Raw genomic sequence first — 18,445 nt, 5'->3', positions numbered from 1 at the left:
CCCATGCTGAGCAAAGATCTAGAAAATACGCTGAATACGGCCTTCAAGAATGCCCGGGACAAGCGTCATGAGTTCATGACTGTGGAGCATTTGTTGCTGGCCCTCCTGGATAATGAATCGGCAGTGGGTGTCCTGAAAGCCTGTGGTGCAGATCTCAAGCGGCTTCAGGATGAGCTCGTCGAATTCGTGGATTCAACCACACCTTTGATTCCCAGCAGCGATAGCGAGCGTGAAACGCAGCCCACACTGGGTTTTCAGCGCGTGCTCCAAAGGGCGGTTTTCCATGTGCAGTCCTCGGGTAAGAAAGAGGTGACCGGCGCCAATGTGCTGGTGGCCATCTTCAGCGAGCAGGAAAGCCAGGCGGTATATGTGCTCAAGAAGCAGAGCATTGCCCGCATCGATGTGGTGAACTTTGTTTCCCACGGCATTTCCCGGGTACAGGGTGCTGAGGATCAGGAGAGCCATGATCAGGCCTCCCATGAAGAGGCTGGCGAGGAAGGCGGTCAGTCCAAGCCGCTGGAGAGCTACGCGACCAACCTGAACGAGCAGGCTCGCCAAGGCCGGATTGACCCGCTGATCGGTCGTGAGCACGAAGTTGAACGTGTTGTGCAGATCCTCGTTCGCCGCCGCAAGAACAACCCGCTGCTGGTGGGGGAGGCCGGTGTCGGCAAAACCGCCATTGCTGAGGGCCTTGCCAAGCGAATTGTTGATGGTCAGGTGCCCGACATCATCTCCGATGCCGTAGTCTACTCGCTGGATCTGGGGGCTTTGCTCGCCGGGACCAAATATCGCGGCGATTTCGAGAAGCGCCTGAAGGGGCTGCTCGCCGAGCTCAAGAAAGAAAACCACGCTATTCTGTTCATCGACGAAATCCACACCATCATCGGAGCAGGCTCCGCTTCCGGTGGTGTGATGGACGCCTCGAACCTGCTCAAGCCTATGCTCAGTTCCGGGGAAATCCGGTGCATTGGTTCTACCACGTTCCAGGAGTTCCGGGGTATTTTCGAGAAGGACAGCGCGCTGGCTCGGCGTTTCCAGAAAATCGATGTTAACGAACCCAGCGTTGAGGACACCTATCAGATCCTGAGGGGCCTCAAGCCGAATTTCGAGAAGCATCACGATCTCAAATACACCGATAAGGCCCTGAGGGTGGCCGCAGAACTGTCGGACCGCTACATCACAGATCGTCATCTGCCCGATAAGGCCATTGATGTCATTGATGAGGCGGGCGCGCGTCAAAGGTTGCAACCTGAGGGCAAGCGCAAGAAGACCGTTGATGTCACCGAGATTGAGGATGTGGTCGCGAATATTGCCCGCATCCCGCCGAAGAACGTGTCCACCAGCGACAAGGATCTGCTGCGGAACCTGGAGCGGGATCTCAAGATGACCGTCTTTGGCCAGGATCCGGCCATCGAATCGCTGTCTACCGCCATCAAGCTGGCCCGTGCCGGGCTGAAGGCGCCCGAGAAGCCTGAGGGGGCTTTCCTGTTTGCGGGGCCTACCGGTGTCGGTAAAACCGAGGTTACCAAACAGTTGGCCAAGGTTCTGGGCATCGAACTTGTGCGGTTTGACATGTCCGAGTACATGGAACGTCACACCGTCTCGAGGCTGATCGGTGCGCCTCCGGGCTACGTTGGGTACGACCAGGGTGGTCTGCTGACCGAGTCGGTCAATAAGCATCCGCACTGTGTGCTCCTGCTGGATGAGATCGAGAAGGCTCATCCGGAAGTGTTTAACCTGCTGTTGCAAGTCATGGACCATGGCACGCTGACCGATAACAACGGCCGCAAGGCGGATTTCCGCCATGTGATTCTGGTGATGACCACCAACGCCGGCGCCGAAAGCATGGCCCGTCGTTCCATCGGCTTCAGCGAGCAGGACCACAGCACAGACGGCATGGAAATCATCAGCAAGACCTTCACGCCGGAATTCCGCAACCGTCTGGACGGTATCATTCAGTTCGGTGATCTGCAGATCGACACGATCACCCACGTGGTGGACAAGTTCCTCACCGAACTGCAGGCGCAGCTGGATGAGAAGCATGTGGTTCTGCACGTGGACGACGAAGCCAAGTCCTGGCTGGCTGAGAAGGGCTATGACGTCACTATGGGGGCTCGTCCGATGTCCCGTCTGATTCAGGACAAGATCAAGCGGCCCCTGGCTGAGCAGATCCTGTTCGGGCGTTTGTCAGAGAAGGGTGGGGATGTCTTCATCCATCTCCGCGAGGACGAGCTGGTATTCGAGTACGAGGACGAGCCTGCAGAGGCTGTCTGACGTACTTCAGCAAGGAAAAACCGCTGTCCGGGGAACCGGCAGCGGTTTTTTTACGCCCTAACGAAAAAAGCCCCCGAAGGGGCTTTCAGATGTCACGGGAGCATCAGCGGGCGCGATATACGATGCGGCCCTTGCTCAGGTCGTAGGGAGTCAGCTCAACCTTGACCTTGTCACCTGTCAGGATGCGGATGTAGTTCTTTCGCATCTTGCCGGAGATGTGAGCTGTCACAACATGACCGTTGCTGAGCTCAACGCGGAACATGGTGTTTGGAAGGGTGTCGATAATAACGCCTTCCATTTCAATGGCATCTGATTTCGGCATTCAGTAGAAACCTCGTTTGAATATGCTTCTCGTAATTTTAAATTGCGCAATTCTGCCTGATTTATCGGCGTTTGGCAAAGTTAGCGTGGGTCCAGTTCGCGCCAGTGCCCGTCCCGAAGCGCCTCGATCGGACGAAAGCGAGTTTTGTAGTTCATTTTCCGGCACTGCTTGATCCAGTACCCGAGATACAGATGAGGAAGGCCTCTGCGGCGGGCTTCCTCAATTTGCCAGAGGATTGCGTAGGTGCCCAGGCTCCTGTTCTCCAAATCGGGGTCGAAAACGGTGTAAATGGCCGAGAGCCCGTCGTCCAGCAGGTCCACGGCTGCCAAACCTACCAGTTGCCCATCCTTGTGGATTTCCAGAAACCAGGAATCCGTTGCCCCATCCACCAGGAATGACGTGAACTGTTCGCGGGAGGGCGGATACATATCGCCATCTTCGTGTCGTTGCTCAATGTAGTTGGCGTAGAGTTGGTAGTACCGTTCTGCGAAGGTTGCCGGCACCATGGTGCACTGAAGGTCGCTGTTTTTCTTGAGCACCCGACGTTGGCTTCTGTCTGGGCTGAAGTCATCGACCTTCAGTCTGACCGGTATACAGGCATTGCACTGTTCGCAGTGGGGCCGATAATAATGCGACCCGCTGCGGCGAAAACCAAGGGCAGTGAGTTGGCTGTAGAGCTTTTTATCGATATGAGCCCGCGGATCCACAAACATGGTGGTCGCCTCGCGGTCTGGCAGGTAGCTGCAATCGTGGGGCGGTGTCGCGAAGAACACCAGGGTTCTGAGATTGCTCATTCACTCCTCCGGCCCGGGCCAACGCCATTGGAAGGTCCAGTCGGTCTGATCCGGTTTCTGATCGATGCTCATTCTGAGTATAGATAAAAACTCTTCCCTGGGAATAGTCCGTGCGCCCATGGTCAAAAGGTGCCTGCTCTCCACCTGGCAATCCATGATCCGGTAACCCCAGAGCTGCAACTGGTGCGCCAGATGGACCATCAGAACCTTGGAGGCGTTGGTCTCCAGTGAAAACATCGATTCTCCGAAGAAGCACCGACCAATGGCCAGTCCGTACATACCGCCGGCCAGCTCACCGCGCCGATTCCAGATTTCGATGGAGTGAGCCACGCCCATGCGATGCAGCTCTGAATAGCTGGCAATCATCTCTTCGGTAATCCAGGTGCCTTCGGCCCGAGTCGAGGCGCACAGGCGGATGATTCGTCCGAAGTGTCTGTCTGCGGTTACCTGGAAACGTTGCTGGTTGAGGGTACGGCGCAGGCTGCGTGACACGTGGATTTCGTTCGGGAACAGGACGCAGCGTGGGTTCGGTGACCACCACAGGATGGGCTGATCGTCGCTGTACCAGGGGAAGATGCCGTTCCGGTAGGCCAGGATGAGTCGGTCGGTGGACAGGTCGCCGCCGAGGGCAAGAAGGCCGTCCGGGTCGTCCAGGGCTTCGTTGGCGGGGGGGAACCAGAGTTGGTCCGGGTCTAGCCAGGGTAGTGAGGTCATCCTTCTCCGGCAATTACTGCGATGTTTCGGGCCTATAGAGTTCAGGCCGGTGGGAGCCGCCTTCTGAAACACGCTGTGAATACGTCCTTGTACGCTTGGCTCCGCCATCCATGGCTCCGCACAGTTTCAGAAGGCGGCTCCCACCGGCCTTCGCAAACTTTTGAGTTCGCGTTCCTTTTTGTTACTGAATCACAATCAGTCTTGCTGATCCAGAAACTTTTCCGCATCCAGGGCGGCCATGCAACCGAAGCCGGCAGAGGTGACGGCCTGGCGGTAGACGTGGTCGGCTACGTCGCCGGCGGCGAATACGCCGGGAATGCTGCTCTGGGTGGCCATGCCTTCGAGGCCGGAGCGGATGCGGATGTAGCCGTTTTCCATGTCCAGCTGGCCCTGGAACAGGTCGGTGTTGGGTTTGTGGCCGATGGCGATGAATACGCCGGCCAGGTCCATTTCCTGGGTGGAGTCATCTTTGGTGCTTTTGATACGCATGCCGGTGACGCCGGTGCCGTCGCCCAGGACTTCGTCGAGGGTGTGGTCCCAGACGATGTTGACGTTGCCGTTTTCGGCTTTTTCAAATAGTTTGTCCTGGAGGATCTTTTCGGCGCGCAGGCTGTCGCGACGGTGTACCAGGGTGACTTCGTCGGCGATGTTGGAGAGGTACAGGGCCTCTTCAACCGCGGTGTTGCCGCCGCCGATCACGGCGACTTTCTGTTTCTTGTAGAAGAAGCCGTCGCAGGTGGCGCAGGCAGAGACGCCCTGGCCTTTGAATTTCTCTTCCGATTCCAGGCCCAGGTACATGGCGGAGGCGCCGGTGGCGATGATAAGGGCATCGCAGGTGTACTCGCCGCCGTCGCCCTTGAGGCGGAAGGGGCGGTTCCGCAGGTCAGCTTCGTTGATGGTGTCGTAGACGATGCTGGTTTCGAAGCGTTCGGCGTGTTTGAGCATGCGTTGCATGAGCTCCGGGCCCTGAACGCCGTCGTTGTCGCCAGGCCAGTTATCGACGTCGGTGGTGGTGGTGAGCTGGCCGCCGACTTCAATACCGGTAATCAGGGTCGGGTTCAGGTTGGCGCGGGCTGCGTAGACAGCAGCTGTGTAACCTGCGGGGCCGGAACCGAGGATGATCAGTCGGGAATGTTTGGTGTCGCTCATTGGGAATTCTCTCACTGAAAAAGCCGTACGTTGCCGGGCCCGGTTTCAGGGCCAGACGCTTCGGGGAAAGGGGCAAAGGCTAACATGAAAGGCGCGGTCTGCCATTTGTTTTGGCCAATTCCGCTTATAAAACCTTGCTATTTACTCAAGCACAGAAACGGTTGCCAACAGCTGACGAACCCTTTCAACGCTTTTGCCGGACTCGCCCTGTTCGAGGCGGTGGGCCGCCACGGCGGGAAATACCGCCTGAATATCGTCCGGCAGTACGTGATGGCGTCCTTCCATCAGCGCCCAAGCCTTGGCAGCGCGGACAAGCCCCAGACCGGCGCGGGGCGAAAGCCCGTAAAGGAGGCCGGGCATTCTCCGACTCTGTTCCAGCAACCGCTGCACGTAATCCAGAAGTGCCGGGCTGGCGGTTATTCGGGTTACGCCTTCCTGCAGGGTTTTCAGGTCGGCCTGGGAGAGCAGGGTGGGTAGTTTTTCGGTCATGACGCGACGGTCTTCACCCTCCAGTAGTTCCCGTTCGGCCCTTGGGTCCGGGTAGCCCAGGCGCAGGCGCATGAGGAACCGGTCTAGCTGGGATTCGGGTAGTGGGTAAGTGCCGCCCTGTTCGATAGGGTTTTGTGTGGCAATCACAAAGAACGGGTGGGGCAGTGGCCTGGTCTCGCCCTCGATGGACACCTGCCGTTCTTCCATGGCCTCCAGCAGGGCGCTCTGAGTGCGCGGTGATGCCCGGTTTATTTCATCCGCCAGTACTACCTGGGCGAAAATTGGCCCAGGGTGGAATACCAGGCTGCCGGCCTGTTTGTCGTACATGGAGTAACCCAGTACATCCGCCGGAAGCAGGTCGTTGGTGAACTGGATGCGCTGGTACGTCAGCCCCATCACCTTGGCCAGGGCATGAGAAAGGGTGGTTTTGCCCATGCCAGGAATGTCTTCGATCAGCAGGTGCCCGCGGGCCAGTAGCCCGCAGAGGGCAAGGCGTACCTGTTGGTCTTTGCCCAGGAGTATCTGGTTCAGTTCACTGACTACGGTATCGACCAGTTTTTTCATTCGGGGCTCAGTCTCTTACGCGTTTGAGGATGTCGCCGTAGGCGTCTATTCGGCGATCTCTCAAATACGGCCAGATACGGCGAACCGATTCACTGCGGTTGCGATCCAGGGTGACGGCAAGGATGCATTCGGAGCTGTCATCGCCCCGGGCCAGGAACTCACCCTGCGGGCCACAAATGAAACTGTTACCCCAAAAGCGAATGCCATCACTGTGTCCGGAGGGGTCCGGTTCTGTGCCTACCCGGTTCGGAGCGACCACCGGCAGATTGTTGGCAACTGCATGGCCCCTCTGGACAGTGACCCAGGCGTCCAGCTGACGTGCCTGTTCATCCGGATCATCCGTTACATCCCAGCCGATGGCGGTGGGGTATATGAGGATTTCGGCGCCAGCCAGGGCCATTAGCCGGGCCGCCTCGGGGTACCACTGGTCCCAACACACCAGAACACCGAGCCTGCCCACCGATGTTTCAATGGGTGTGAAGCCGCTGCGACCGTCGTTGAACTGGGCATCGCCGGGGGTGAAGTAAAATTTTTCGTAAAACCCCGGGTCGTCCGGGATGTGCATTTTCCGGTACAGACCAGCCATGGAGCCGTCTGTTTCAAACACGACGGCGGTGTTGTGATAAACACCGTTCATGCGCCGTTCGAAAATGGAGCCAACCAACACGATGCCCAGCTCGCGGGCAAGATCGGACAGACGCTGACTGGTGGGGCCGGGAATCGGCTCGGCTAATTCGAAAACCGAGGTCTCCTCGGTCTGACAGAAATACAGGGTGGCGTGGAGTTCCTGAAGGATGACCAGGTCCGCGCCACTGGCTGCCGCTTCGCGGACCAGTTTCTCGGTAACGGCGAGGCTGGCTGCCTTGTCACTGCTGCAGGCCTGCTGGATGGCGGCAATATTGATATGGTTTTTGCGCGATTCGCTGCTTATCAACTGACTACTCCCGCGGGGATTTGCATGGTCACACAGTGAAGGCTGCCATGCTGGCGAATCAGAGGCCGGCAATCAATCGGCACTATCACCCTGGACGGGAAGATGTCTTTCATGACAGTGATGGCTTCCTCATCCTGCGGCACACCGTAAACGGGCAGCAACACCGCATCGTTGATGATCAGGAAGTTTGCATAGGTCGCGGGCAGGCGCTCACCGTCCTCGTCGTGAATGGCATCGGGCCAGGGTAAGGGCGTCAGTTTGTAGGGGGAATCGTCCGCCTGACGGAATTCCTGAAGCTCTTCCTCCATGGCGGCCAGCGCACTGTAGTGCTCGTCGGCCACGTCGGGACAGGCCACATAACAGATGTGATCGGGTGCGCAGAATCGGGCCAGGGTGTCAATGTGGCTGTCGGTGTCGTCACCGGCAAGATAGCCGTGGTTGAGCCAGAGAATCCGGCGGACGCCCAATACCTCTGAAAGCAGCTGCTCAATCGCCGTGCGATCCATGGCAGGATTTCGGGTCGGCGCCAACAAGCATTCAGACGTGGTCAGCAAGGTGTCCTGGCCATCCGATTCAAAGGAACCGCCCTCCAGCACGAAGTCGACCTGCTGCATTGAAGTAGTGCCGAATACGCCGGCATTGAGCAAGTGGCTGTTTAACGCGTCGTCCTTTTCCCAGGGAAATTTCCTGCCCCAGGCGTTGAATCGGAAGTCCAGCAGTGTTGGCCTGTCATCGGTCAGGATGGTGATCGGCCCGTGGTCCCTTGCCCAGGTATCGTTTGCGGGCGCGGGAACCGTCTTCGCGCGGCCTGGAAGACTGTTTTCCTCGGCGTAGCGATTCAGGTCCCGTTCAAGCTCTTGCAGACGGGTAACGTGTTCGCAACTGATAACCAGGTGCTCGTATCGGAGAACGGCTTTCGCAATGTTCTCGAAAACCGGTTCCACCTCATCGATCAGGTCTGCCCAGTCGGTTCCCGGATGGGGCCAGGTCAGCATTACGGCACTCTGGGGTGCCCATTCCGCGGGCAACACTCGTTTGGTTGTCACTACGTCACCTTGAATCATAAAAGACGCCATTCTAACCAACGATTGGTAGAACGTCAGGACATGAGAAGTGAATTTCCGGCCTGGAAAGGCCCCTCGGGCCTTTAGCGATTATGCTTGAGAACGGTATGGATAACCTGGTCGTCTTCGAAATACACGACAAAATTCTGGTAGTGCCATTGGGTGATAGGTGGCTGGCCTACCGGGCCCTGAATCTCCATGGGCGCACCCCAGGAAGCACGGACTGAGGACTGGCTCATGCCGGAGCCCGGGAAACTGGTCTGATCGCGATCGGCCTGCGTGCCAACCGGCACGCGGACTTCTTCAGCTACCGCGGACGTCATCGGGAAAAAGGCCAGTGTGGCAGTCACTGCCAATGCACCGAACAGGGTAGTTTGTTTTCTCATTGATGGGTCTCCATGAAAACTGGCGTCCTCAGAAGGACATGGATAAAGCGTAATATCCGAAAAAGACTAGCAAAAGTCACCCGTTTTCCCCAGTCTACTCCTTTTGACGCTGCCGAATCTGCCACCGCATCACATGTCGTGCGATTTGCTGGCGATCGCTGTCATCAATCCGGGCAAATTCGGTGTGGACCCTTGCCCCGCCTGACGACTCGGGGTGTACCTCTATAACCCGGGCAATCGCCTGGGGCTGGAAAAGTTCGGGTGGTAGAGTCATTCGGATAGCGAGCCGGTCTCCCGGCTGCCAGGCAGGGGTGCTGCTCGAGAACGACAGGCCTCCCTCGCTCAGGGTTACGTCCTGCCAGTCCTCCGGTTGCAAGGGATTTTGCTCAAAGGCCATAATGCGCGCAAGCATATCCAGCTTGCCGTTCAGGGATTTGATGAGTCCGGTAAGCAGCCGGTCTCGTTCGGCAAGGCTGGCGAGCTGGGATTTTACATCCTGATCCAGCCGCCTGAATTCAGCTTTCAGGCTTTCAAGATGGTTGCCGTCGAAGGCCTCGTCCAGTGAGGCGCCGGGGGCCAGTTTGCGGATCTCCAGGCCGATTCGGTCTTCAATGCGGAAAAAGTCCCGGCGTTCGGGTGAATAGTCCGCCGGTTCGTTGGGGATATCGGACGACTGCATCGCGGCTCCGGAAGGCTTAATTTTTATTGATACAGAACAGTTTAGCAGTTTCCCTTCGTGCTGGAAGGTACTCGGGAAAACCAGACCACGACAGACCTGAAGGTAGCAACAGGCACCTCTTCATGTTCAGACCCTTATCGTTTTACATTGGCTTGCGATACACGGCCGCCAAGCGCCGCAATCACTTCATATCCTTTATTTCCCTGACCTCGATGATCGGGCTGATGCTGGGGGTTGCGGTGTTGATCATCGTGCTCTCTGTGATGAACGGCTTCGACCGGGAGCTCAAGCAGAGAATTCTCGGGATGGTGCCTCACGCCACGATCCAGGGCGCCGGTCCGCTTGACGACTGGCAGTCGGTGGACGCCAGGGTGCAGCAACATCCCCGGGTGCTGGCTGCGGCCCCGTTCATCCAGGGTCAGGGCATGGTCACCGGCGGCGGGAATGTTCGTGGCGTTATGCTCAATGGCATTCTGCCAGGAGAAGAGCGGACGGTGTCGATCATTGAGAATCATATGATCGAAGGTGGACTGGATGATCTGGTCTCGGGCGAATTTGGCATCATCATTGGTCGCTTGATGGCGGCCAGTCTGCGGCTTCAGGTAGGTGATAAAGTGACCGTGGTGCTGCCGGAAGCCTCTGTGACGCCTGCAGGGGTTCTCCCAAGACTCAAACGCTTTACGGTCAAGGGCGTTTTCAGTGTCGGGGCCGAACTGGATGGCAATTACACCCTGATTCACATGGATGATGCAGCGAAGCTCATGCGCACCGGGGGCAAGGCCGAGGGCGTCCGCCTGCTGGTGGATGACCTGTTCGCAGCACCGAAAGTGTCGCAGCAGGCCGCTGAGGCGCTGGGCGGCCGGTATTACGTATCCGACTGGACCCGCACCCACGGCAATCTGTTTCAGGCCATCCGTATGGAAAAAACCATGATCGGCCTGCTTCTGATGTTCATCGTGGCTGTAGCGGCCTTCAATATAGTGTCCACCCTGGTGATGGTGGTCACTGATAAAACCGGTGACATTGCGATCCTTCGGACCATGGGAGCGACGCCGGGTCGGATCATGCGCATCTTCATTGTCCAGGGGGCTGTCATCGGTATCTTCGGAACCATCGTTGGCACCGGGCTGGGCGTTTTCGGAGCACTCAACATCAGCGCCTTTATCTCCTGGCTGGAGGGAGCGCTTGGCCACCAGTTCCTGAGCGCGGACGTCTACTTTATCAGCTACCTGCCATCCCAGTTGCAATGGCAGGACGTTTTCATAATCAGCGGCGCCGGCCTTGCCATGAGTTTATTGGCAACCATTTATCCGGCCTGGCGGGCCTCAAGGGTGGATCCGGCGGAGGCGCTTCGCTATGAGTAAGGAACATTCCGCTATGGCGCATTCTGCCCTGGTGATCGACTGTCGACAGGTAACCCGGACTTACAATGAGGGCCCCGGAAAGCTCACCATTTTTTCAGACATCTCCCTGGAAGTTGCCCAGGGCGAGACCGTTGCCATCGTTGGAAGCAGCGGTGCCGGGAAGACAACGTTGCTGAATCTTCTGGGTGGGCTCGACAAACCGTCGTCCGGCCAGATTTCCATCTGCGGTGAGGATATTCACCGGCTGTCCGAGGCGCGGCGCGCCCGGTTTCGCAATGCCCATCTGGGCTTTGTCTATCAGTTTCATCACCTGTTGCCGGAATTCACCGCCCTGGAGAACGTCATGATGCCTTGTGCATTGGGTGGTATGGCGGTCTCGAAGTCCCGGGACAAGGCGAGCAGCTTGCTGGAGCGGGTTGGCCTTGCCGAACGGCTGGACCACAAGCCCGGCGAGCTGTCCGGTGGCGAACGCCAGCGGGTTGCGATTGCGCGCGCACTCGTGAACGAACCGGACTGCGTTCTGATGGATGAACCGACGGGCAACCTGGATGAACACACCGGCGAGGGCGTGCAGGCGCTGATAGAGTCCCTGAGGGATCAGTTGGGTATCGCCTTTGTCATGGTCACCCATGACATGAAAATGGCCCGAAGCCTGGGTCGGGTCATGCGGCTTGAGCAGGGTCGCCTGATTCAGGAAGTCTGATCAGCGGACCGGCGGCGTCTTACGCGATTGGTCCGCCGCACCTGCCAGTCAGAGCGAATTTTCCGGCGCCAGAGATACTGGATGATCAGGTAGGCAACGCAGGCGGAAATCGTTGCGACCACCAGGGATCCCAGGTAGAGGGGAATACCGATATCCAGTAACCGCTCGCTGATCCAGGACCAGGACAGTTCAAACTCAAAACTGAGCACCGGACGGTCCAGGGCCCAGGCCCCGATTTTGTAGTTGAAATAGAACATCGGCGGCATGGTCACCGGGTTGCTGATCCAGACCAGAACCACTGACAGTGGCAGATTGGCATTGAACCAGATAGCAAAAAAGGCGGCAGCGAGCATCTGGAAGGGCATGGGAATAAAGCAGAACCAGATGCCGACCAGAAAGGCCCGGGCGACGCTGTGACGGTTGATGTGCCAAAGGTTCGGTTCATGAAGAATATCGCCCAGAAAGCTCAGCGACTGCATCGCTTGCACCTTCTCTGGTGAGGGCAGATAGCGTTTCATGAACTTCTTTGGCATTGGAAGTTCTGCCTTTAAACGGAGTTAATATACCGGCTCATCGGATGTTGCCGGTGTTTGTGACATACAGGGGGACAAGGATTGTCCGGAAGTATCAATCGCCCGGCACGCTCTAATGGCAAGTCCGGTTCCGCAGTAGTGGGCGTTATCGCCTTCTCTTGTGGCGTTATCTTACTGTATTGGTTGTCGATACTGCCACCTCCCGAGTGGTTGATCGCCGCGATATTGCTGCTTGTTATTGTTCTGTCCTGTTCTTTATCGCCCGTTGCCTCCCGGTTAACTGTATTCGCCCTTGGCCTTGCTTCAGGGCTGCTCTGGGCTTCCTGGCATGCCGGTGACCGGCTTTCGACCACCCTTCCGGGCAGTCTTGAACGGGAGCGCCTCTCGGTCTCGGGATACCTGTGCGACATTCCCTCAACCGGAAGCTTCAACAGTTTACGTTTCAGTTTCTGTATCACCCAGTGGCACAACCTTCCCATCGAAACCGGGCAGGAAGCAAGGATGCCGGGCCTGCTCAGATTGTCCTGGTATGGTCACGGGAATGAACAACTCCCCGGCGCCCGCCTGCGGCTGGAAGTGGTTCTCAAACGCCCCCATGGCACCCTCAACCCTGCAGGCTTCCGCTACGAGGACTGGCTCTTTCGGAAGGGGTATCGGGCCACAGGAAGCGTCCGTAGTGTTCAGGGCGATCCGACGGTGGGGTGTTTCCTGCACTGCCAGTACCGCCGCCTGCATCTTTCACTTCATAACTGGACCTCCGAGCAGTTTGGCGATGCCAAGTATTTTCCGCTGGTGTCCTCGCTGCTAATCGGCCATCGCGGCCACATGGAGCAGGAGCACTGGGGTGTACTCAAAGCGACAGGCACCATTCACCTGGTAGCGATCTCGGGTCTGCATCTGGGGCTGGTTGCGCTGGGTGCCGGCTTTTTGTGCAGGCGACTGTTGCTGGCGCTGCCGGCGCGAAGGGTCAGTGATGAGGCCAGCCGCTGGATTGTCTTCACGTCGGTACTGAGCTGTTGCCTGGTTTATGCTCTGGCGGCCGGCTTTACCGTGCCGACCCGTCGCGCCCTGATCATGGTGGTTGCAGGCGGATGGCTGATTCTTATGAGTCGTCAGGCCCCCGTATGGCAGGCCTTCCTGGCCGCACTGACGGCTGTTCTTCTGCTGGATCCGTTCGCGCCTCTGGATCAGGGGTTCTGGCTTTCGTTTACCGCTGTCGCCGTCCTGATTGCGGTGTTCTCTGCGCGGCTTGCTGGAACCGGATCCTTGACGGGGCTCGTCCTGGCCCAGGTTGCGGTATTTGGCGGTTTATGGCCAATTCTGGAGATTCTGGGGCAGGGTCAGCCCATGGTGGGGCTGCTGGCCAATCTGTTAGCGATTCCCTGGGTATCTCTTGTGGTTATGCCAATTCTGGTGACCGGTGGGTTGATGACGGCCATTGTTCCCGGCGCCGCCCAGCTATTTGTCCCGTTATTTGATCTGATACTGGGCATGCTCTGGTTCTTGCTGACATGGTTTGCGGAGTGGCAGGCGCCAGACATTGCCGCCAGTGTTCCGGAGCTTGTTGGCTGGGCGTTACTGACCGTCACGCTCGTATTCATGCCCTTTGCCACGTTCCGCCTTGTCGCTGCCCTGTTGGCAGTGTTGTGGCTGACTTACCCGGAGCCAGCGCCGGTAAAGAACCCGTATCTGACAGCGCCGGAAATACGGGTCTGGGATGTTGGTCAAGGCCTTTCTGTTCTGGTTCGTCACGGGCGGGAGGTACTGGTTTACGACACAGGCCCTGCCGTTCCGGGTGTATTCTCGGCTGTTGAATCGACCCTCCTGCCGAATCTGGAGACCGAGGGCATCAGGCGGATTGATACCCTGGTGATCAGTCACGCAGACAGTGATCACGCCGGGGGCGTATCGGAATTGACCCGTGAGATTGAAATCGGGCGGGTCATCGCTGGCGAGCCGATTCCGCTCAGAAGCCAGATTACCGTTCTGCCGGTGTCGGGCTGCAATCGGTCTGTCCAAAGACTCGAGAGTCTGATTTTGGAATATTGGCAAGGGGAGGGTGCGACAGAAGGCAACGACGCGTCCTGTGTGCTTCGAATCTATCACCCTGAGTCAGGCACCGAGTGGATCCTGCCCGGGGATATTACCGATCAAATGGAAGCCCAATATCTGGATTATCTCGCTGCTCGAGCGGATTTACAGGCGCCGGTGACCAGAGTGCTTGTCGCACCCCACCACGGTAGCAAAACGTCATCCTCCGAAGCCTGGGTCAGGGCGTTGAGGCCGGACCTGGTTATCTATACCGCCGGCTATCGACACCGGTATGGCCATCCTCACCCGACGGTAACCGCCCGCTATGCCGGGATCGGAGCAGTTTCGCTGAATACAGCCTGTTCCGGCAGCATCGTGATGACCATTGTCGATAACCGGTTGGCGTTAAAGGAAATGCGCCATCGGTCGCCATTCTGGATTGGCGGCCCGGGGCTTGCCCGTGATCAATGTAAAATACCGTGACATTGCAGGTGTGGCCTCCACCGGCAGCTATGCTAAAGTAGCGCGGCTTGCAAACAATCAGGGAGACCAAGCGTGTTCGAGCTGTTGAAAGCCGGTGGCATTCTGATGGTGCCAATTGTTGCCTGCTCCATTCTGGCGCTGGCCATCATTCTGGAGCGTTTCTGGACCCTTCGCGCCTCCAGGGTAGCGCCTCCCCAGACCATTAACGAGTTATGGCGCTGGATCAAGAAAAAAGAACTCAATGGCCGGAAGCTGAAGGCTCTTCAGGGTTCCTCGCCCCTGGGCCGAATTCTGGCCGGTGGCCTGCTTAACGCCAAGCATGGCCGCGAAATCATGAAAGAGAGCATTGAGCACGAGGCAAGCCAGGTCATTCACGATCTGGAGCGCTTCCTGAATCCTCTGGGCACCGTTGCAACCATCACCCCTCTGCTGGGCCTGCTAGGCACGGTTATTGGCATGATCAAGGTGTTTGCGGAGATCCAGTTGGCAGGGGTTGGCAATGCGGGCAACCTGGCTGGCGGTATCTCCGAAGCACTGATTACCACCGCAGCTGGTCTGAGCGTGGCCATCCCGGCGCTGATCTGCCACCGCTACTTCATCCGCCGGGTGGATGAGCTGGTCGTTGGTATGGAGCAGGAAGCCATCAAGCTGGTTGAGGTAGTACACGGAGACCGCGAAATCGACGTGGAAGGAGCCTGAACGCCGTGAAGTTCAAGCGCCAGAGAAGCCAGGAAGTCGGGGTAGACCTGACACCACTGATCGACGTGGTGTTCCTGCTGCTGATTTTCTTTATGGTTTCCACAACCTTTACCCGAGAAAGCCATCTTCAGGTTGAGCTTCCCGAAGCCAGTGGCGAGCCCGCGCCGGCATCAGAAGTGCAGCAGATTGACGTGGTGATCAATGCCGAGGGTCAGTACATTCTGAACGACCGGACTTTGGTCAATAACCGGCGTGAGACGCTTGAGCGGGGTGTTCGTGAGCTGGCTGAAGGCAATAACTCGCTCCCGTTTATCATTACCGCCGATGCCCGTACCCCCCACGAGTTTGTGGTTCGTGCCATGGACGTTGCCGGACGCCTGGGATTCGCCAAGCTCAGCATTACCACTGAGCGGGAGGCTGAGAACCCGTGAAGGTAACCGAGCCTTTACCTGATACTCCGGCCGGGCTACCGGCGGGCAGCTGGGAAACCTACAAACGCCTGCTCGCTTATGTGAAGCCCTTCATGCTGGCCTTCTCCCTGGCCGTTCTTGGCAACATCATCTATGCCGCCGCATCGACGGGTATGGCGGCCGCCATGGAATACGTTATCGCCGCCATCGAGAATCCCACCGAGCAGAACCGCCTGATGCTCACCCTGGTCATCGTTGGGGTGTTCGCATTCCGGGGGTTGGGCACGTTCCTGAGCCAGTATTTCATCAGTTATGTGGGTCGCCAGGTCATCAATGCGTTACGCAATGATGTGTTCGATCGACTGATGACATTGCCCTCCCGTTACTTTGATGACAACGCGGCCGGACGCCTGGTCTCCAAGCTCACCTTTAACGTGGAGCAGGTGGCGGAGGCTACTACCAACGCAGTGACCATTACGCTGCGCGAAGGCCTGACCATCGTTGGTCTGCTGGGCTACATGTTTTACACCAACTGGAAGCTCACATTGATTTTCCTGGCGGTGGGGCCGCTGATTGCTGCGGTCGTCAGCTACGCGAGCAAACGCTTCCGCAAGATCAGTAAGCGCATCCAGGGCTCGATGGGCGACATAACCCATGTCGCCTCAGAATCGATTACCGGTTACCGCGTTGTTCGCACCTTCGGTGGTGAGGATTACGAGCGCCAGCGGTTTCAAGAAGTTAATAATAAAAACTTAAAGCAAAGTCTGAAGATGGCGTCCACTCAGGCCATCAGTGTTCCGGTGATTCAGGTGCTGGTGGCCATCGCCATTGCCGGACTGGTCTGGATGATGCTGGCGCCGGAAATCCGTGGCGAAATGACCACGGGGCAGCTGGTGGCTTTTATTACTGCCGCCACCACCATGGCAAAACCGATCCGCCAGGTGACTTCGGTTCATGCCAAAATCCAGAAGGGCGTCGCTGCGGCCTATGATGTCTTCGAAACCATTGACGAATCCCCGGAGCAGGATCCCGGTACTTTTGCTCCGGATCGCGTTGAGGGCGACATCGAGTTTGATGAGGTGGCGTTCCGGTACCGTGACCAGTTGGATAATGTTCTTGAAGGCATCTCACTCAGCATTCCCGCAGGCCAAAGCGTGGCATTGGTCGGGCGCTCCGGTAGCGGAAAATCTACCCTGGTGAGCCTGTTGCCGAGGTTCTACGAGTACACCGGTGGCGATATCCGGATCGACGGGCATTCCCTGCGTGATTTTTCTCTGAAAGCCCTGCGTAAACAGATCGCGTTGGTAACGCAGAATGTTGTCCTGTTCAACGACACCATCGCTGCCAATATTGCCTACGGCGCCTTGAGAGACTGCTCGCCTGAGGAAATCCGGGAGGCGGCCGCCAAGGCTCATGCTCTCGAGTTTATCGACCGCATGCCTGAAGGCCTGGATACCATGATCGGCGATAACGGTGTCATGCTCTCGGGTGGGCAGCGGCAGAGGCTCGCCATCGCCCGGGCACTGCTCAAGAACGCGCCGATTCTGATTCTTGATGAAGCAACATCGGCGCTGGATACGGAATCGGAACGCCACATTCAGGAAGCGCTGGAGACGGTCATGCAGGGGCGTACCACACTGGTCATCGCGCACCGCCTGTCCACCATCGAGAAAGCCGACAGGATTCTGGTGATGGAAAACGGGCGAATCGCAGAGTCCGGTGGCCATGAAGAACTCCTTGCTGCTGGCGGCGCTTACGCTCAGCTGCACCAGATGCAGTTCAGCGACCAGCCATGAGTGCGGTGCAATCCGCCATGAGTTCTCTGGTTGAACGTCTCTGGTATGGCAGTAAACGGCCCTTAGGCTTTCTGGCACCGCTGTCCTGGTTGTACCGAAGTATTTCAGAAGCTCGCCGTCGTGCTGCCTGGGATTCGCGGGATGCTTCGCTGCCCGTGCCGGTGATTGTGGTTGGCAATATCACTGCCGGTGGAACCGGCAAGTCACCGCTGACCGCCTGGCTAGTCTCCGAACTGGCATCTGCTGGCTGGCGGCCGGTCATTCTCAGCAGGGGGTATGGCGGTGATGCCGGCCAATACCCTCTGGAAGTCGCGGCAGACACCAGCCCCGCCGAAGCCGGTGACGAGCCGGTCATGCTCGCGCTCAGCACCGGGTGTCCGGTGGTTGTTGATCCCCAGCGCCGTCGGGCCGCCGACTATGCGCTTGAGAAGAATCTCGGGGATGTGCTGATCTGCGACGATGGTCTCCAGCACTATAAATTGCCCAGGGACCTGGAGCTCTCAGTATTTGATGGGCAACGGGGCATTGGCAACGGCGCCCTGATTCCGGTTGGCCCCCTTCGAGAGCCGGTTTCGCGCCTCGCTTCCGTCGATTTTGTTATCGTAAATGACAAGGAACTCTCGCAGCAGGCTCTGGAGAGTTTTGCCGGCATAGACCACCCGGCCATCTATTCCATGGTGCTTCAGCCGGCAACCCTGATTCACCTGAAAACGGGGGCGTCCAGAACTGTCGAGGATCTCAAGGGCAGGGCGGTAAAGGCAGTGGCGGGAATCGGCAATCCGGCCCGATTTTTCGATACGCTCAGGACCCTGGGTGCTTCGGTTGCCGAGACGGCTTTTCCGGATCACCATCGGTTCCGCCCGGAGGATCTGAAGACCGACACTGATGAGTTGATCGTCATGACGGCAAAGGACGCAGTGAAATGCCGCGAATTTGCGCCCGAGAATGCATGGAGCCTGGTGGTTGAGGCAAGATTGCCGGACCAGTTCCGGGATGCGTTTCTGGCGCGCGTTCGCCAGTGTTCCGAGCCTATAACTTCTTGATATCAAGTGAGTAA

The 18,445-nt window shown here is 57.9% G+C and carries 18 protein-coding genes; 8 read left to right on the top strand and 10 right to left on the bottom strand.

The genetic code is table 11. The annotated features are described in order from the left end of the window. Window positions 1-3 precede the first annotated feature (3 nt). Window positions 4-2,274 carry an ATP-dependent Clp protease ATP-binding subunit ClpA gene (gene clpA / locus FMN52_RS03450; protein WP_148607307.1) on the top strand — a complete coding sequence of 757 codons (2,271 nt, stop codon included), beginning with the start codon at window positions 4-6 and terminating at the stop codon, window positions 2,272-2,274. Between the two features lie 103 nt (window positions 2,275-2,377). On the opposite strand, the gene infA is transcribed toward clpA, so the two are convergent. From infA to FMN52_RS03405, 9 genes are all read right to left on the bottom strand, one after another. Next, complete coding sequence (infA, locus tag FMN52_RS03445; protein WP_008169200.1) at window positions 2,378-2,596, bottom strand: translation initiation factor IF-1; 219 nt, start codon at window positions 2,594-2,596, stop codon at window positions 2,378-2,380. Window positions 2,597-2,676: 80 nt separating this feature from the next. Next, a complete protein-coding gene (locus tag FMN52_RS03440) occupies window positions 2,677-3,390 on the bottom strand; it encodes an arginyltransferase (RefSeq protein ID WP_148607306.1) in 714 nt (237 codons plus the stop codon). Further along, entirely contained in the window at window positions 3,391-4,104 is a 714-nt protein-coding gene (gene aat, locus FMN52_RS03435) for a leucyl/phenylalanyl-tRNA--protein transferase (protein WP_148607305.1), read from the bottom strand. 195 nt (window positions 4,105-4,299) lie between these two features. After that, window positions 4,300-5,253 carry a thioredoxin-disulfide reductase gene (trxB, locus tag FMN52_RS03430; protein WP_148607304.1) on the bottom strand — a complete coding sequence of 318 codons (954 nt, stop codon included), beginning with the start codon at window positions 5,251-5,253 and terminating at the stop codon, window positions 4,300-4,302. A 141-nt stretch (window positions 5,254-5,394) separates the two neighbouring features. Then, entirely contained in the window at window positions 5,395-6,306 is a 912-nt protein-coding gene (locus tag FMN52_RS03425; RefSeq protein ID WP_148607303.1) for an AAA family ATPase, read from the bottom strand. A gap of 7 nt (window positions 6,307-6,313) precedes the next feature. Further along, window positions 6,314-7,237: a carbon-nitrogen hydrolase gene (locus FMN52_RS03420; RefSeq protein WP_148607461.1), complete on the bottom strand. Its 924-nt coding sequence runs from the start codon at window positions 7,235-7,237 to the stop codon at window positions 6,314-6,316. Then, a complete protein-coding gene (locus FMN52_RS03415; protein ID WP_275898165.1) occupies window positions 7,237-8,286 on the bottom strand; it encodes an agmatine deiminase family protein in 1,050 nt (349 codons plus the stop codon). Before FMN52_RS03415 ends, FMN52_RS03420 begins: the two co-directional genes overlap by 1 nt. 101 nt (window positions 8,287-8,387) lie before the next feature. Then, on the bottom strand, window positions 8,388-8,690 hold the full coding sequence (locus FMN52_RS03410; RefSeq protein ID WP_148607301.1) for a hypothetical protein: 303 nt from the start codon (window positions 8,688-8,690) through the stop codon (window positions 8,388-8,390). A 94-nt stretch (window positions 8,691-8,784) separates the two neighbouring features. Continuing rightward, complete coding sequence (locus FMN52_RS03405) at window positions 8,785-9,369, bottom strand: PilZ domain-containing protein (protein WP_148607300.1); 585 nt, start codon at window positions 9,367-9,369, stop codon at window positions 8,785-8,787. A 122-nt stretch (window positions 9,370-9,491) separates the two neighbouring features. Between FMN52_RS03405 and FMN52_RS03400 the strand changes: the two genes are divergently transcribed. Beyond that, a complete protein-coding gene (locus FMN52_RS03400; protein ID WP_148607299.1) occupies window positions 9,492-10,733 on the top strand; it encodes a lipoprotein-releasing ABC transporter permease subunit in 1,242 nt (413 codons plus the stop codon). A gap of 13 nt (window positions 10,734-10,746) precedes the next feature. Further along, the gene (gene lolD / locus FMN52_RS03395; RefSeq protein WP_148607460.1) at window positions 10,747-11,436 is read left to right on the top strand and encodes a lipoprotein-releasing ABC transporter ATP-binding protein LolD; all 690 of its coding nucleotides are present in this window, start codon (window positions 10,747-10,749) and stop codon (window positions 11,434-11,436) included. Here lolD and FMN52_RS03390 read toward each other — a convergent pair. Further along, window positions 11,424-11,969, bottom strand: coding sequence for a DUF2062 domain-containing protein (locus tag FMN52_RS03390; RefSeq protein WP_148607298.1), 546 nt, complete (start codon window positions 11,967-11,969; stop codon window positions 11,424-11,426). The genes lolD and FMN52_RS03390 overlap by 13 nt on opposite strands. A gap of 81 nt (window positions 11,970-12,050) precedes the next feature. Here FMN52_RS03390 and FMN52_RS03385 point away from each other — a divergent pair, with 81 nt between their 5' ends. From FMN52_RS03385 to lpxK, 5 genes are all read left to right on the top strand, one after another. Continuing rightward, entirely contained in the window at window positions 12,051-14,483 is a 2,433-nt protein-coding gene (locus tag FMN52_RS03385) for a DNA internalization-related competence protein ComEC/Rec2 (RefSeq protein WP_240339381.1), read from the top strand. A 72-nt stretch (window positions 14,484-14,555) separates the two neighbouring features. Next, window positions 14,556-15,182: a MotA/TolQ/ExbB proton channel family protein gene (locus FMN52_RS03380; RefSeq protein ID WP_008169179.1), complete on the top strand. Its 627-nt coding sequence runs from the start codon at window positions 14,556-14,558 to the stop codon at window positions 15,180-15,182. Window positions 15,183-15,187: 5 nt separating this feature from the next. Continuing rightward, window positions 15,188-15,613, top strand: a complete 426-nt coding sequence (locus FMN52_RS03375) for a biopolymer transporter ExbD (RefSeq protein WP_148607297.1) — start codon at window positions 15,188-15,190, stop codon at window positions 15,611-15,613. Next, entirely contained in the window at window positions 15,610-17,388 is a 1,779-nt protein-coding gene (gene msbA, locus FMN52_RS03370) for a lipid A export permease/ATP-binding protein MsbA (protein ID WP_148607296.1), read from the top strand. The genes FMN52_RS03375 and msbA overlap by 4 nt, the downstream gene beginning before the upstream one ends. 17 nt (window positions 17,389-17,405) lie before the next feature. Continuing rightward, a complete protein-coding gene (gene lpxK / locus FMN52_RS03365) occupies window positions 17,406-18,431 on the top strand; it encodes a tetraacyldisaccharide 4'-kinase (RefSeq protein WP_240339380.1) in 1,026 nt (341 codons plus the stop codon). The last annotated feature ends 14 nt before the right edge of the window (window positions 18,432-18,445 follow it).

The organism is Marinobacter sp. BW6 (genome assembly GCF_008107725.1).
In the GTDB taxonomy this organism is placed as follows: domain Bacteria; phylum Pseudomonadota; class Gammaproteobacteria; order Pseudomonadales; family Oleiphilaceae; genus Marinobacter.
Note: the sequence above shows the minus strand (reverse complement) of the source record. Positions and strands in the feature narration are given on the sequence as shown.

Excerpts from the sequence above, each read along its gene's own strand:
- clpA (WP_148607307.1), top strand. The coding sequence starts at position 4 with ATGCTGAGCAAAGATCTAGAAAATACGCTGAATACGGCCTTCAAGAAT.
- infA (WP_008169200.1), bottom strand. The coding sequence starts at position 2,596 with ATGCCGAAATCAGATGCCATTGAAATGGAAGGCGTTATTATCGACACC.
- FMN52_RS03440 (WP_148607306.1), bottom strand. The coding sequence starts at position 3,390 with ATGAGCAATCTCAGAACCCTGGTGTTCTTCGCGACACCGCCCCACGAT.
- aat (WP_148607305.1), bottom strand. The coding sequence starts at position 4,104 with ATGACCTCACTACCCTGGCTAGACCCGGACCAACTCTGGTTCCCCCCC.
- trxB (WP_148607304.1), bottom strand. The coding sequence starts at position 5,253 with ATGAGCGACACCAAACATTCCCGACTGATCATCCTCGGTTCCGGCCCC.
- FMN52_RS03425 (WP_148607303.1), bottom strand. The coding sequence starts at position 6,306 with ATGAAAAAACTGGTCGATACCGTAGTCAGTGAACTGAACCAGATACTC.
- FMN52_RS03410 (WP_148607301.1), bottom strand. The coding sequence starts at position 8,690 with ATGAGAAAACAAACTACCCTGTTCGGTGCATTGGCAGTGACTGCCACA.
- FMN52_RS03405 (WP_148607300.1), bottom strand. The coding sequence starts at position 9,369 with ATGCAGTCGTCCGATATCCCCAACGAACCGGCGGACTATTCACCCGAA.
- FMN52_RS03400 (WP_148607299.1), top strand. The coding sequence starts at position 9,492 with ATGTTCAGACCCTTATCGTTTTACATTGGCTTGCGATACACGGCCGCC.
- lolD (WP_148607460.1), top strand. The coding sequence starts at position 10,747 with ATGGCGCATTCTGCCCTGGTGATCGACTGTCGACAGGTAACCCGGACT.
- FMN52_RS03390 (WP_148607298.1), bottom strand. The coding sequence starts at position 11,969 with ATGCCAAAGAAGTTCATGAAACGCTATCTGCCCTCACCAGAGAAGGTG.
- lpxK (WP_240339380.1), top strand. The coding sequence starts at position 17,406 with ATGAGTTCTCTGGTTGAACGTCTCTGGTATGGCAGTAAACGGCCCTTA.